General features: G+C 30.0%; 10 protein-coding genes. 3 read left to right on the top strand and 7 right to left on the bottom strand.

Translation table 11 applies throughout. The features are described from left to right. Window positions 1–39 precede the first annotated feature (39 nt). Complete coding sequence (locus tag ACY2RX_RS06665; protein WP_490103192.1) at window positions 40–741, bottom strand: ABC transporter ATP-binding protein; 702 nt, start codon at window positions 739–741, stop codon at window positions 40–42. 76 nt (window positions 742–817) lie between these two features. Next, entirely contained in the window at window positions 818–2,062 is a 1,245-nt protein-coding gene (locus ACY2RX_RS06660; RefSeq protein ID WP_490103191.1) for an efflux RND transporter periplasmic adaptor subunit, read from the bottom strand. A gap of 162 nt (window positions 2,063–2,224) precedes the next feature. On the opposite strand from ACY2RX_RS06660, the gene ACY2RX_RS06655 reads away from it, so the two are divergent. Next, window positions 2,225–3,595, top strand: a complete 1,371-nt coding sequence (locus tag ACY2RX_RS06655; protein WP_490103190.1) for a sigma-54-dependent transcriptional regulator — start codon at window positions 2,225–2,227, stop codon at window positions 3,593–3,595. A 144-nt stretch (window positions 3,596–3,739) separates the two neighbouring features. Beyond that, window positions 3,740–4,918, top strand: a complete 1,179-nt coding sequence (locus ACY2RX_RS06650; RefSeq protein WP_490103189.1) for a sensor histidine kinase — start codon at window positions 3,740–3,742, stop codon at window positions 4,916–4,918. Window positions 4,919–4,986: 68 nt separating this feature from the next. On the opposite strand, the gene ppdK is transcribed toward ACY2RX_RS06650, so the two are convergent. Then, the gene (gene ppdK, locus ACY2RX_RS06645) at window positions 4,987–7,716 is read right to left on the bottom strand and encodes a pyruvate, phosphate dikinase (RefSeq protein WP_490103188.1); all 2,730 of its coding nucleotides are present in this window, start codon (window positions 7,714–7,716) and stop codon (window positions 4,987–4,989) included. A gap of 290 nt (window positions 7,717–8,006) precedes the next feature. On the opposite strand from ppdK, the gene ACY2RX_RS06640 reads away from it, so the two are divergent. Beyond that, entirely contained in the window at window positions 8,007–8,792 is a 786-nt protein-coding gene (locus ACY2RX_RS06640; RefSeq protein ID WP_490103187.1) for a pentapeptide repeat-containing protein, read from the top strand. A gap of 264 nt (window positions 8,793–9,056) precedes the next feature. Here ACY2RX_RS06640 and ACY2RX_RS06635 read toward each other — a convergent pair whose 3' ends face one another. The 4 genes from ACY2RX_RS06635 to fdhD form a co-directional block, all read right to left on the bottom strand. Then, window positions 9,057–9,320: a membrane lipoprotein lipid attachment site-containing protein gene (locus ACY2RX_RS06635; protein WP_490103186.1), complete on the bottom strand. Its 264-nt coding sequence runs from the start codon at window positions 9,318–9,320 to the stop codon at window positions 9,057–9,059. A 251-nt stretch (window positions 9,321–9,571) separates the two neighbouring features. Further along, window positions 9,572–11,113 carry a hypothetical protein gene (locus tag ACY2RX_RS06630; RefSeq protein WP_490103185.1) on the bottom strand — a complete coding sequence of 514 codons (1,542 nt, stop codon included), beginning with the start codon at window positions 11,111–11,113 and terminating at the stop codon, window positions 9,572–9,574. A 9-nt stretch (window positions 11,114–11,122) separates the two neighbouring features. Further along, window positions 11,123–13,414 carry an FdhF/YdeP family oxidoreductase gene (locus ACY2RX_RS06625; protein ID WP_490103184.1) on the bottom strand — a complete coding sequence of 764 codons (2,292 nt, stop codon included), beginning with the start codon at window positions 13,412–13,414 and terminating at the stop codon, window positions 11,123–11,125. Continuing rightward, a complete protein-coding gene (gene fdhD, locus ACY2RX_RS06620; protein WP_490103183.1) occupies window positions 13,407–14,225 on the bottom strand; it encodes a formate dehydrogenase accessory sulfurtransferase FdhD in 819 nt (272 codons plus the stop codon). The genes ACY2RX_RS06625 and fdhD overlap by 8 nt, the downstream gene beginning before the upstream one ends. Window positions 14,226–14,268 lie beyond the last annotated feature (43 nt).

Raw genomic sequence — 14,268 nt, 5'->3', positions numbered from 1 at the left:
TTTTATTTGTTTTAGATTCCCGTTTTCTATCTCTCAAAACTAATTAACTAAAACATCTACTTTATGCTCGTTGGTTTTTTCTGAAATGATTTCTCCGTCTTTTAATGTGATAATTCTTGATGAAAACTCAGCATCGTAAGAAGAGTGTGTTACCATAACTATGGTTGCGCCTGTGGCGTGTAATTCTGTTAGTAATTCCATCACATCATTACCACTTTTACTATCTAAATTTCCTGTAGGTTCATCCGCTAAAATCAACTTCGGATTGGTTACCAACGCTCTTGCAACGGCTACTCTTTGTTGCTGACCACCAGACAATTGCAACGGAAAATGTTTTGCTCTATGCGCAATACCAATGCGTTGTAAAATCTCATTTACTCGTTGTTTTCTTTCAGATGATTTTACCTTGTTGTAAATCAAAGGCAATTCAACATTTTCGTATACTGAAAGCTCATCAATTAGGTTAAAGTTTTGAAACACAAATCCGATGTTTGCTTTACGCAAACCTGCTCTTTGTTTTTCATTGAATTTCGCAACTTCGGTTCCGTCAAAAAGATAGCTACCGTTATTTGGTGCATCTAATAAACCAATAATGTTTAATAAGGTAGATTTTCCGCAACCAGAAGCTCCCATTATAGATACAAATTCTCCTTCTTTTACTTCTAAACTCAACTTGTTTAAAGCAGTTGTTTCTACTTCTTCTGTTCTGTAAACCTTAACTAAATCTGTTATTTTTATCATTTTATATGTTTTTAATTTTTATTATTAATAGTTCTCGACTGCGCTCGAACTCACATTAACTTTGTATTTTTTTTACTTACTGAATATTTATTTCTTCTACTTTTTCAAAATCATCATAACTAGAAGTTATAACTTTATCACCTTCTTTTAAGCCACTTAAAACCTCGTAATAAAAAGGGTTTTCTCTTCCAATTTTAATAGTTCTCTTTACTGCTTTATTTTCAGAATTTAATACAAAAGCCCAAGTTCCGTTTGTACTTTGGTAAAACTGACCTTTAGAAATTAACAAAGCTTTACTATCGTTAGACAAGAATACTTTTGTTTTTAAAGACATTCCTCTTTTTATACTTTGAGGAATAGCATCATTTGTAAACTTTAATTCAACTTGAAACTGTCCATTTACAACTTCAGATAATACTTTAGATAATGTAATGTCATAGTTTTTAGTATTCACAGCAACTCTCCCATTGATGCCTTCTTTTAGTTTAGAAATATAATATTCATCTACGTTTGCAACTAATTTATAACCATCTAAAACATCTATTTTTCCAATAGGCTGCCCTTGATTATAACTTTGTCCTAAAATAGGATTGAAGGATGATAAAAGTCCATCAACAGGAGCTTTTACCGTAAAATTCTCTTTGTTTTTTCGTAACAAATCTAAACTCTTTTGCATATTGGCAATAGAAACATCAATTCTTGCTAATTGTACACTTCTACTCTTTTTTTCTTCGGAAACACTTTTTTTAATAACTCCACTTCTTTCTTTTTGAAATGTATATTCTTGAGCTGTTTTTTGATAATCGTTTTTAGCAACCACTTCTTTACTATATAAAGTAGAGTCTAACTTATATTGACGCTTTGCATTTCTAAAATCATTACTTATACTCAATAATTGTTGATCTAAATTTAATTGCTGATTTTTAATGTTTACACGAATATTTCTTAGATTATTTATCTGTTCTACAATGGCAGTTTCTTGCGTTAAATAATTTAATTCTGCGTTTGGATTGTACACTTTTAAAAGCGGCGTTCCTTTTTTTATCATTTGCCCGCTTTCAACAAAAATTTCTGAAACCGAACCTCCTTGAATTACATTTACCAAAACCGATGTTTTAGGCTCAACTGTGCTGTTAAATAGTACAACATCTTCAAAATCGCCTTTAAAAACTTCTCTAATACTTAAAGAGTCTTTTTGTAAGTTTACTTGTTTTTTACGTGTTAAATTCATCAAAATTATTACTGATAAAATTAAAATCGGAATTCCCCATAGTAACATTTTCTTGGTGGTTTTACTTTTAGGTTTTATTTGCTTATCCATTTGTTTTTTGTTCGTTTGGTAAGGTAGATGCCAGAAATATGCCATCAAAAAACAAATAATTAAAACCTTTATTATCAGTCAATTAATTTAAATTCAAATTTTTATGTGTTCAAAAACGAACATTTTCTTGTTCGTATTCAAACAAATATGTAACTATGTAGTATGAGAAAAAAAGACGCTACCATTTTAATTGTTGATGATGATGACGATATTTTATTTTCAGCAAGAATTAGTTTAAAAAAATATTTTTCTGAAATAATTACAGCCAACAATCCGAAGAAAATAAGCAATCATTTAACAGCTACAACTGTAGATGTTGTGTTGTTAGATATGAATTATAGGATTGGGTTTGAAGACGGAAAAGAAGGTTTGTATTGGCTAAAACATATAAAAGAAGTTAGTCCAGAAACCACAGTAATTTTAATGACTGCCTTTGGTAGTGTTAATTTAGCAGTAGATGCGATAAAAAAAGGTGCAACTGATTTTATACTAAAACCTTGGAATACCGAAAAATTATACGGAGTTGTAAATGCGGGTGTAGAATTGGCACGTTCTAAAAGAAAAAACACGCAATTAGAAACGGTTCAGAAATTAAATGACAAAGATTTTCATCAACAGACCGAACATATTATTGGAAATTCTCCTGCAATGCAATCTTCTGTAAATTTAGCTCAAAAAGTTGCGCCAACTGATGCAAACATTTTAATTTTAGGTGAAAATGGAACAGGAAAATATGTGTTTGCTAAAGAAATTCATTTAAAATCTGAACGTAAAAATCATCCGTTTATACACGTAGATTTAGGTTCTCTGAATGAAAATTTATTTGAAAGCGAATTATTTGGTTATGTAAAAGGTGCGTTTACAGATGCTCATAAAGATACTATTGGTCGGTTTGAACTCGCTAAAGGAGGTACCATTTTTTTAGATGAAATTGGCAATCTTCCACTCCACTTACAAGCAAAATTATTAACTGTTGTTCAGAATAGAAAAGTCACTCGTTTGGGTGAAGGAAAAGAACGAGAAATTGATGTACGCATTATTTGTGCTACCAATGCAAATATTCATCAAATGGTAGATGAACAAACATTTCGTCAAGATTTATTATTTAGAATAAATACGATTGAATTAAACTTGCCTCCGCTTCGTGATCGTATTGGAGATATCGAATTATTAGCAAATCATTTCTTAAAAAAACTAAATAAGAAGTATAGAAAAAGTATTAACGGGTTTAGTAAAGAAGCCATAAAAGGATTAAACAATTATCCGTGGCCTGGAAATATTAGAGAAATAGAACATATTATTGAACGTGCTGTAATTATTACAGATAACGATACAATTATGCCAGAAGACTTGCACTTTTCAGCAAAAAAAACACCTTTAAATTTAGAAAATAATTTAAATTTAGAGGAAACTGAAAAGTTGTTAATTCAGCAGGCAGTAGAAAAGCATCGAGGTAATATTTCTAGAGCCGCTAAAGATTTAGGCTTAACCAGAGCAGCTTTGTATAGACGTTTAGAAAAGCATCAATTATAAATGGGAAAACCACAATACATTCAAATTATTGTTAGGGTTTTATTGATGATATTCAATGGAATCATTGTTTTTTATAGCTATAAAAACAACTATATAATAAATACAATCGGTTTTTCTCTATTACTTTGTTTTCAACTATTTTTATTGATAGACTATCTCAAAAAATTATTTAATGATATTGAAAAATCTATGGATTGTCTATTATATGACGATTATTCTAATACCATTTCAAAAGAAAAAAGGAAAAATCCGTTGCACAATAAAACCGCTTTATTATTAGAAAAACACAGAAAACAAAGTCTGCAAAAATCATCTGAACAATTAATTTTCACGAATATTATTGAAAGTTTAAGTATCGGAATTCTTATTTTAAGAAAAGATAGCGATGAAAATATTGACGTCTTTCAAATAAATAAAGCATTTACAGCGTTTTTAAAAATTCCGAAGTTTTATAATTGGAACCTTTTAAAAGGAAAAATTGGATCCCTCACAGATTTTATAACAAAATGGGAAGCAATAAAACACACTGTAACCATTGATGTAAATGATAACAAAGAGAGTTTTTTCTTAAAAACTTCGGTTACACAAACCAATGAGTTTGAGTATTTAATTGTGTCTTTAGAAACCATTCAGCAATTAATTGATAAAAAAGAAAAAGAAGCTTGGTTTAAATTGATGAATGTAATGTCTCACGAAATTATCAATACCATTACTCCTATTAGTAGTTTGGCAGAAAATTTAGATTCGCTTTTGCAAGAAGAAAATACAGACGAAGATACTATCGAAGAATTATCGCAAGGATTAAACATTATTAAACGACGTTCGCATCATTTAACTTCATTTGTAGATACCTATAGAAAATTGGCAGAATTGCCTTTACCTCAAAAAAAAGAAATCAATTTAACAGAATTGGTACAAAATACCTTACAGCTTTTTGAGCAAGAATTCAATCAAAAAAATATAGAAATCGATTTTAAAATTACGGATTCATTTACAATTAATGCTGATAAACAACAAATAGAGCAAGTAATTATCAATCTAATTTCTAATTGTTTGTATGCTTTTGAAGGAATTGAAAAACCAATAATAGCAATCAATATTACTTCAGATAATAAAAGAACACATCTATCTATTTCTGATAACGGTATTGGAATTTCAGAAGAAATAAAAGACAATATTTTTATACCCTATTTTACTACCAGAAAAGATGGTTCTGGTATTGGTTTAACGCTTTCAAAAAGTATTATGGAAGCTCATAACGGAACTATTCAGTTTACCTCAACAACTGAAAAAACAAAATTTCTACTAACTTTTTTCTCTTAATTTTTAAAATTAAAACCCAGAAACATTACGTTTCTGGGTTTCTTTAATCTAATTAAATTATGGAAATATTACTTAATTGATTTAATGGCAGCTTGTGCAGAAACTAATCTTGCAATTGGCACTCTATAAGGAGAACAACTAACATAGTTCATACCTGTATTATAACAGAATTCTACAGAACTTGGCTCACCTCCATGTTCACCACAAATACCAACTTTTAAATTTGGTTTTGTACTTCTACCTCTTTCAGTTCCCATTTTTACTAATTGTCCTACACCTTCTTGATCTAAGACCTCAAAAGGATCGTTTTTTAGAATTCCTTTTTCTATATAAATAGGTAAGAATTTACCAGCATCATCACGAGAATAACCAAAAGCCATTTGTGTTAAATCGTTTGTACCAAAAGAGAAAAAATCTGCTTTTTCTGCAATTTTATTAGCCATTAAAGCTGCTCTTGGTATTTCAATCATTGTTCCTACTAAGAATTCAACACTTTCATTTCTTTCTTCAAAAATAGTTTTAGCTGTACTTCTAATAATATTTTCTTGTGCTTCAAATTCTTTAACGGTACCAATTAAAGGAACCATTATTTCTGGTATACAAATAATACCTTTTTCTTTTAAATTAAGTGCAGCCTCAATAATTGCACGAGTTTGCATTTCTGTAATTTCTGGATATGTATTACCTAATCTACATCCTCTATGCCCTAACATTGGGTTAAACTCCTCTAATTCTGCTACTTTATTTTTTACAGCTTGTAAAGAAATATGCATTTCTTCTGCCAAGTCTTTTTGAGTTGCTAATTGATGAGGAACAAACTCATGTAAAGGTGGGTCTAGTAAACGAATAGTTACAGGAAAACCTTCCATAGCTTCAAAAATACCTTCAAAGTCTTCACGTTGCATTGGTAATAAGTCTTCTAGAGCTTGTCTTCTACCTTTTACAGTATCTGCCAAAATCATTTCGCGCATTGCTTTAATTCTATCTAACTCAAAAAACATATGTTCTGTTCTTGTTAAACCAATTCCTTGCGCTCCAAATTGTCTAGCTATTTTTGCATCTTTAGGGCTATCTGCATTGGTTCTAACTTTCATAAGAGCATATTTATCTGCTAGTTTCATTAGTTCTGCAAATTCACCACTTAGTTCAGGTTCCATAGTTGCTACTTTACCTTCTATAATATTACCTGTAGAACCGTTTAAAGAAATCCAATCTCCTTCATGGTATTCATGACCATCTACAGTAAGTGTTCTTGTTTTATAGTTGATTTTTAAAGCTCCAGCTCCAGAAATACAACATTTACCCATACCACGTGCAACTACAGCTGCGTGAGAAGTCATACCACCTCTAGCGGTTAGAATTCCTTTGGCAATGTTCATTCCTTCTAAATCTTCTGGTGAAGTTTCAATTCTAACTAAAATACTGTTTTTGTATTTATCTGCTTCATCAGCAAAGAAAACAATTTTACCAGTTGCTGCCCCTGGTGAAGCTGGTAAACCTTGCGCAATTACATTTGCACTTTTAAGTGCATTAGCATCAAAAACTGGGTGCAATAATTCATCAAGTTTATTAGGTTCTACCAATAATAAAGCTTCTTTTTCATCAATCATTCCCTCTTTTAGTAAATCCATTGCAATTTTAACCATTGCAGCACCAGTTCTTTTACCATTTCTTGTTTGTAGAATCCAAAGTTTACCATCTTGCATTGTAAACTCCATATCTTGCATATCTCTGTAATGCTTTTCTAGCGTATCTTGATAAGCGTTTAACTCTTCAAAAATTGAAGGCATTAATTCTTCTAGTGATGGATATTTTTCAATTCTATCTTCTTCTTCTACTTTTGCTAATTCTGCCCATCTTTGAGATCCTAATTTTGTAATTTGTTGTGGAGTTCTAACACCAGCAACAACATCTTCTCCCTGTGCATTAATTAAATATTCTCCATTAAAAACGTTTTCTCCTGTACCTGCATCACGTGTAAAACATACTCCTGTACCAGAGTTATCGCCCATATTACCATACACCATTGCTTGAACATTAACAGCTGTTCCCCATTCTGCAGGGAAACCATTCATATTTCTATAATATACAGCTCTATCTCCGTTCCAACTATTAAAAACAGCAATTACTGCTCCCCAGAGTTGATCCCAAGGATTTGTAGGGAAATCTTTACCTGTACGTTTTTTTACGGCATCTTTAAAATCGTATACTAAATCTTTTAAATCTTGAATAGTAAATTCAGTATCTAATTCAATTCCTCTTTTTTCTTTTAAATGCTCCATAATTTCTTCAAAAGGATCTATATCTTCTTTTGAAGCTGGTTTCATTCCTAAAACAACACCACCATACATTTGTATAAAACGGCGGTAAGAATCCCAAGCAAATTGATCGTTATTTGTTTTTTTTGCTAAACCTAAAACTACCTCATCATTCATCCCTAAATTTAGCACAGTGTCCATCATTCCAGGCATAGAAACTCTTGCTCCAGAACGCACAGAAACTAATAATGGGTTTTCTTTATCACCAAATTTAGTACCCATTAAATTCTCTATATTTTCAATAGATTCTTCAACTTCTTTTCTAATCATTTCTATAACAGAATATTCTCCTAACTCATTATATTCTGTACAAACTTCTGTAGTAATTGTAAATCCTGGAGGAACAGGAATTCCTATAGAGCTCATTTCTGCTAAATTAGCTCCTTTACCTCCTAACAGATTTTTCATTGTGCTGTTTCCATCAGCTTGTTTATCCCCGAATTTATACACTCTCGGTTTTACATCTTGTAACATTTCCATAATATGTTTATTTGATTATTTTTATTTAAAAATATGCTTGTCTAAAGCACCCTTAAATGTATAATCAAACTAGATAATTAAAGATGATAAAAATCATATAACTAGCATTTTACAAATAGAATAACACTTTTTATCGATTTTTAAAAAATGTGCAAGCAATCTCTTTTTATGATGATATTTTATGCTAAAAATGATAAAATTTGTATCACTTTTTTAATTACCTTATTAATAGTGTCACAAACAAAAACTTAATGTGTCATTAATATATAAACAAATTAAAACTTTTGATAATGAAAAATAAAATTATTCTTTTTGCTCTCAGCTTATTTTTAGTTTCAACAATAACTTTTGGACAAAAAACTGTAAAGGCTTCTAAAATTATGGAAGACATTAAGGCAGGAAAATCTATTACAATTAATAACGCTACCATAGTTGGTACATTAGATTTTACATATATGGATGAAGCTTTAAAAAAGCTTCCTAAAAGAAGAAAAAGAAGTTGGTGGGGAAGTAACTCAAACAATGTTATAAAAAAATTAATTGACACTAAAATTTCTTTTACAAACTGTACCTTTAAAGACAATGTGTTGGCTTATATACCAGATGAAGATAGTGGCTATACTTTTGTAGCTAGTTTTGAAGATATTGCTATTTTTAAAGACTGTAAGTTTGAAGGAAAAGCTATGTTTAAATATTCTCGTTTCGAAAGAAATTCAGATTTCTCTAGTTCTTCTTTTAATGACGATAGCACATTTAAATATGCAAAATTCGATAAAGATATTAGTTTTGCTAACACTGTTTTTAATGAAGTAGCAACTTTTAAATATGCAAAATTTAATAACAATGTAAGTTTTTCTAATGCCATTTTTAAAGACTCTGCTATTTTTAAGTATACTGAATTTTATGAAGGTGTTTCTTTTAATAATACTAATTTTAAAGAAGATTTAAATATAAAATTTATGAAAGTATCTGGAGATTTTAACATTACAAATATGAAAGTAGCTTATGATATAGATTCTAAGTATACCAAAATTAATGGCAAAAGTTTTAGTAAATACTTAGTTGACAAAAAATAGGTATTTATACCTATTTTTATTTTTAAAATAAGTTCTAACTTGCACACTAATGTTATTGGTTAGATTAGGGGCTAACTCATAACAATTTTAGACTAACTATAATTAAATAGTTAGTCTTTTTTTATTTATTAAGTCTGTAAATTTTGCAAGTTTACTAAATGGCCAAACAATAGGGTGTAAAAAAGAGTAACCTTAAAAGATTACTCTTAAACATAACACTATAGATGGGGTGTTATATCATTATAAACATACTTGTGGGAGTAGTTATCTTTTTACAACAGAACTAAACACTTTTAAAGTATCTCTTTTAATTATTTTAGCATCTCTATCTAGAGTAACTTTAATTATATGTTCTGGGTTTGACACCTGAAACACATAACTAAACTGTCTAAAAGAAGTAATATGGTAATTAGGAAATTCTTTTTCTACACTGGTTTTATTAGACTCGTAATGTTCTAATTCTGTTTTTACGGGTTGGCAACTTGCTAATACCCCTACAAATGTTAAAGCAAATAATACTTTTTTCATAATAAAATATTTTACAATTAAAAAACACTATTATTTTATAAACAAACAGAAACTAACTTTGTAGAGGAGTTTAAATTTTAGATTTCCTACTGACTATAAAAAATAGCACAACTAAATAATACTTATAAAGCTAGGGAACTTTAATAAATTATAACACGTTAAGACAAACCTAACAGGTTATGAACTTAATTATAAATTTTTAAAAAGAGGGTACATCAATAAGGGGATATTGATGTTGCAAATATATAAAATTATTTTAATTTCAAAAACGAGATGCTATATTTTATTCCTAAATTGATAAAAGGGCTACTTAACGTTCCGCCTTTTGCTTTTACAAAACCTCCTGCACCTCTTATATTTAAAGTGTTTGAAAGTTTGTAATTAATTCCTAAACTAGGTTTTATGATTAATCCTTGTCCTGTACTAATATTACCACCCCCAGCTGCTCCTCCTAAAAACTGAGCAAATAAAGTTGTAGAATTGTTAAATAATGAATTCGTTTTTAATCCTAAACCCACTAAACCTTCTGCATATGCCCCTGCGTTTCCAAAATTTGCAAATGAAGTTTGACCAGCAACAAATATATTTTTGTTTAAATCAACATTAATTTGAAGCGAAATTTGATGCAAATCTTCTGTAGGATTATCATCTCTTTTGGCTTTAAAATATAAATCTTGTTTCACTACAACTTCAAAACCTTTAAATTTTCCTTTAGAAAAAGAAGCATCTACATTTTTAACGCCACTTCTTTCTAAGTAATATTTTAAACCAACACCAAAAGTTGAAGTGTTAAACTTTTTATTTGGCGTTAACAAATATCCTTTATTTATAGATACATAAATATCGTTAAATAATTTTTGCTCTAAAGATACATCAGGATAAATCATAAAACCACCTTGAGAATCTACACCACCACCACCACCAGCACCAATACCAAATTTGGCTAAAATATTTGTTCTATTTCTATTCATTGACAAGTGATATCCACCACCTAAAAAAACATCCATATAACCCGCTTTTATACCACTGTAAGCACCATCTACTTTTACAAAAGCAAACCAATTATCATTTAAATAAGAAGTAAGTTCAAAGCCAGCTAATTTTATAGTTTTTCCTTTTAAAACTTCTCCAGTTGTTGCTTTTGCTTCACTTAAAACTTTTAAATTATTAAAATGTACCATTAAAGAGTTTGTCTTTGGTTTTTTATTCCAAGTTGAATTCTTTAAGTTATGAATGCTAATTTCTTTTTCAGAAAAATTATAATTAGCGTAATCAAAATCTAAAGGTATTTCTAACCCAACATTTAATTGATGGCTTTTAATGGCTCCACCATCAAAGAAGTTTACATAACTCCAACCACTATTAATAGAGAAGTTTTTAAAATCATAACCAAAATTAAAATGAGGTAAAATAAACGCCCCTCCTCCATCTGGTGCTGATACACCTCCACCTCCACCAAAATGAAAGCCAGTATCTAAATAAAATTTATGAGACAAGTATTTCTTTATTCCTGCATTTACTCCTAAAGTAAAGAAACCACCTTTATTTCCAGAAACTGCTCCATAAATTCCAAGTCCAGCATAAATCCAATCATTTAACATTAAGTTATAATGAATTCCTGTATATCCCATATTTGGGTCGTCTAAACCTTGAGGATTTGAAGGTAAATCTATAGATAAAAAATCTATTTTACCAAATCCTTTTTGTACAATATTTTTAGGAATTTCTTCTGTTTGAGAAAATAAAAATTGATGAGAACTAAAAAGTGCAAATAAGAAAATAAACTTTTTCATTGGTTGAAATTATCTTTTTTTAATGGTAATAATTACAGTTTTAGAAGCAGGTGTATTGCTTATATCTGCCTTACTTTTTATAGGAACTAACACATTAGCTTCCGGAAAATAAGTAGCTGTACATTGTTTAGGAATATTGTAAGGAACTACTAAAAAACCACTTGCTTTTCTTTTTTCATTGTTAAAATGGCTTGTTAAATCTACTAAATCTAGCTTTTTTAATCCTAAAGATTTTATATCATCTTTATTCATTAGAATAACTCTTCTTTCATTTAAAATGCCTCTATATCTATCATCTAAACCATAGATTGTAGTATTGTATTGATCGTGCGTTCTTATGGTCATCATCAAAAATTGATTATTTTCTAACTCAATTTCTGAGGGTTTATTTACACTAAAATTAGCTTTACCTGTTTTTGTTGGCGCAAAATTATTGTCTCTTGCGTTGTTTGGCAAATAAAATCCTCCCTTCATTCTTACCCGTTTATTATAGTCTTTAAAACCAGGAATGGTCGCTTCAATTTTATCGCGAATTAAATCGTAATTAGAAATTAATTTCGTCCAATTTGTTGATGATTTTTTTAGAGTTGCATTGGCAAGTTTAGCAACAATTGCTGGTTCGCTTAACAATTTTTTTGAACACGGTTCTAGAGTTCCTTTAGATTGATGCACAACTCCCATTGAGTTTTCTACAGATACAAATTGTTCTCCAGAAGCTTGAAAATCTTTTTCTGTTCTACCCAAACAAGGTAAAATCAATGCTTTTTTTCCTGTAATTAAATGACTTCTATTTAGTTTTGTTGAAACCTGAACCGTTAAATTACAATTGCGCAAAGCATTTGCAGTATAAATTGTGTCTGGTGTTGCAGAAATAAAATTACCTCCCATTCCAAAAAATACTTTTGCTTTTTTCTGATGCATCGCTTCAATAGCATCAACCACATCAAAACCGTGTTTTCTAGGAGCTTTAAAGCTGAATTCTTTTTCTAAATTATCTAAAAAAGCATCTTTAGGTTTTTCCCAAATACCCATTGTTCTATCACCTTGTACATTAGAATGCCCACGAACAGGGCAAGTTCCTGCACCTTTTTTACCTATGCTTCCTTTTAATAATAAAATATTTACGATTTCACGAATATTATCGACCGCATTTTTATGTTGCGTTAAACCCATTGCCCAGCAAATAATAATTTTATCATTGTTGATAATAAGATTTGCGGCTTCTTTTATTTCTTCTAAAGACAAGCCAGTTTGCAGCAATAAATCATTAATAGCATAGTTTTCTAAATCTTTTAAAAGAGAGTCTAAACCCGCTGTTTTTTCTTTTATAAATTGATGATTAAAAACGGAACCAGGATTTTCTGTTTCTTGTTCTTTCATCAATTTTAAAATAATTTTTAGCAAAGCCACATCACCATTAATTTTAACTTGTAAAAATAAATCTGTTAAATCTTGCCCTTTTCCAATCCATTTTAATGGATTTTGAGGGTCTTTAAAATTCATCAATCCAACTTCTGGAAGCGGATTAATCGTCATTATTTTTCCGCCTCTTTTTTTAGTTTCAGATAATGCACTTAACATTCTTGGATGATTTGTACCTGGGTTTTGACCCATTACAATGACCAAATCTGTATGATTAAAATCGTTTAAAGTTACAGAACCTTTGCCAATTCCTAGAGTTTCTGAAAGTGCAGCACCACTAGATTCGTGACACATATTAGAACAATCTGGTAAATTATTTGTACCAAATTGTCTTACAAACAATTGGTATAAAAAAGCAGCTTCATTACTTGTTCTACCTGAAGTGTAAAAAATAGCTTCATTAGGAGAATCTAGCGTATTTAGTTCATCCCCAATCATTTTAAAAGCATCATTCCAAGAAATTTCTTTATAATGAGTTGCGCCTTCTGGCAAATACATTGGGTGTGTTATTCGTCCGCTTTTACCAATTTCATAATCTGATAATTCTGATAATTCTTGTACAGAATGTGTTGCAAAAAATATTGGAGAGACTTTATTTTTTGTGGCTTCTTCAGCCACTGCTTTTGCACCGTTTTCGCAATATTCTGCTAAAAAAGCTCTTTTATCATCTGGATCTGGCCACGCACAACCAGGGCAATCAAAACCATTTTTTTGATTTAATTTTGATAGCAATTTTATTCCTCTAAAAATGCCAACTTCGTCTTTTATATGCGTTAATGCAGAAGTAATTCCTTTTACACCCGCAGAAGTTTTTGGTGCCTTTTTTAAATGAATTCCTGTTCGCTTTTCTGGTGGCTGTTCTTGTATTTTTTTAGACATAAGACACTTTTGTTTTAACTTTTAATGGGTTAGCATAAACAGTCATTTTTTGGTTTCTTGTAAACCCAATTAAACAAATACCAAATTCTTTTGCAAAATCTACCGCTAAAGAAGAACAAGCAGAAACTGCAACAATTATTGGAATTTTTGCTAAAAATGATTTTGATACAATTTCGTAAGAAACTCTACCACTCACTAACAAATAATTTGCTTCATTCAGCTTATTTTTAATCAATAAATCTCCAATAGTTTTATCTACAGCATTATGTCTGCCAATATCTTCTTTAATAGTTAACAACTCTTGTTTTTTATTAAAAATTCCTGCAGCATGACTTCCGCCAGAACTATTAAACGTTTTCTGAAAAGTTTCCATTTTAGTGTACATACCTTGCAATTCATCACTTAAAAAATGATGGTTGTTTGTTAACTTTTCTCCATCAACTTTTATATCTTTTAGTGCTGTTTTTCCGCAAATACCACAAGAAGAAACTGATAGTAAAGTTCTTTTATTTAAGTAGCCTTTTCCTAATTTATCAACAGGAATATTTACATTGATAATTGTTGGAATACTATTTTCTTCTTTAATAATTTGATGCTTAAAATGACTGCTATTTTTGTGATTTTTGTAAATATCTTCAGCAAATAGCAACCCTCTAATTAACTCTATATCATCATCTGGAGTTCTCATTACCACAGTGTAAGGTTCGCCATTTATATTAATTTGCAAAGGAGCTTCTACCACCAAAACGTCTTTAATTTGTGTTGACGTGTTTTTGTTAATTTTTACTGCTTGATAGGTTAACGTTTGCATACTTAAAGAGTTGAACTTCTTATACAAACTTACTGAAAAAAGT

The sequence above is a fragment of the Polaribacter sp. 2405UD43-2 genome, from assembly GCF_058147125.1.
The sequence above is the reverse complement of the archived record's forward strand: the minus strand, read 5'-3'. Positions and strand labels throughout refer to the sequence as shown.